The sequence below is a fragment of the Candidatus Streptomyces philanthi genome (genome assembly GCF_059553635.1).
Map to the genome: position 1 here is coordinate 1 of NZ_JCANQV010000615.1, position 1,192 is coordinate 1,192.

Annotated in this window: 1 protein-coding gene; it reads left to right on the top strand. The window is 76.4% G+C overall.

Annotated elements, in window-relative coordinates; translation table 11 throughout:
• On the top strand, window positions 1–1,192 hold a 1,192-nt coding region (locus tag AC51EU_RS30650), incomplete at both ends, for a hypothetical protein (RefSeq protein WP_496270354.1).

Below are 1,192 nucleotides of genomic sequence, written 5' to 3' on the forward strand. Positions count from 1 at the left end.
CCGTCACCGGAGCGGACACCGCCGTCCGCCGCTCCGGCCGCGCCGCAGTCCGCCGGGAACGCGACGGCGGGCGGCGGGGACTCCGGGAGCGCCGCCGGGGACCACGCCACCGCCCCGCAGGCCCCGGACAACAGCGCGGCGGAGCCCGGCGAGAAGGACCGCCGTGGCCGGGACGAGGACACCACACCCGGCACCGGCGACCCCGAGAACGACGAGGACGCCGACGACGAACCGCTGGGCCTGGAGGACGAGGCGGCGGACAGCGACACGGACGAGAAGGACACGCGGGAGGACGAGGAAGAGGACGAGGACGACCGGGAGGACGAGGACACCGAGGACGAGGACACCGAGGAAGAGGACGAGGACGGGGAGGACACCGGGACGGACGCCGACGACGGCACCCGGGTCCCGGCCGACGCCCTCGCCGCGGCCCGTTCCGCCGCACGGGAGCAGGACCGCAAGGCCCCCGCCGACCGTGAGGGCGCCCCCGGCGTCATCGACTCCCCCGCCACCGAGGGCCGGTTCGCCGGAGGCGCCCGGGGCACGGAGGACGAGACCTCGGCGGACGACGACACGGCCTCCCCCGACGACGAGCGGGAGGACGACGGCGAACCGGACGACCTGCCGTCCGGCAGGTCCACCGAGGAGGAGATCGGCCCCGATCCGGACGAGAAGGCGGCGGACAAGGTCGGCGACGTGCCCGGCGACCAGGGCACGGACCTCGACGATCCCGACGACCCCGAAGCGGCCCGGGAGCAGGCCGGGGAACGCGCCGAGGACGCCGAGGCGAAGCGCCGCGACGACGCGGCCCGCACCGCCACCGAGCGGACGGACGACACCTCCACGACGAGTGGCGGCACGACCGCACCGGACAAGCTGTCGAAGGCCGACGAGGATGCCCGTAAGCAAGGGGACGCGGCGGAGGGGGCGGCGGCTTCGTCCTCGTCCTCGCCGGCTTCCTCGTCGGCCTCCTCGGCTTCGGATGGGTCCGGCTCTTCGTCGGCGGCCTCCTCGCCGTCGGGTTCGTCCACGGATGCGGCGTCCGGTGGCGGGGAGGCGACGGGAACGTCCACGGGCGGTCAGGACAGCACGACGCGGGAGCCGTCGGACGCCGGACCCGCTACGGGCGCCGCCACGTCGCCGGAGCCCGCCGCGTCCGGCGGCTCCGGCGTCCAGGGCACCGCGCAGGACA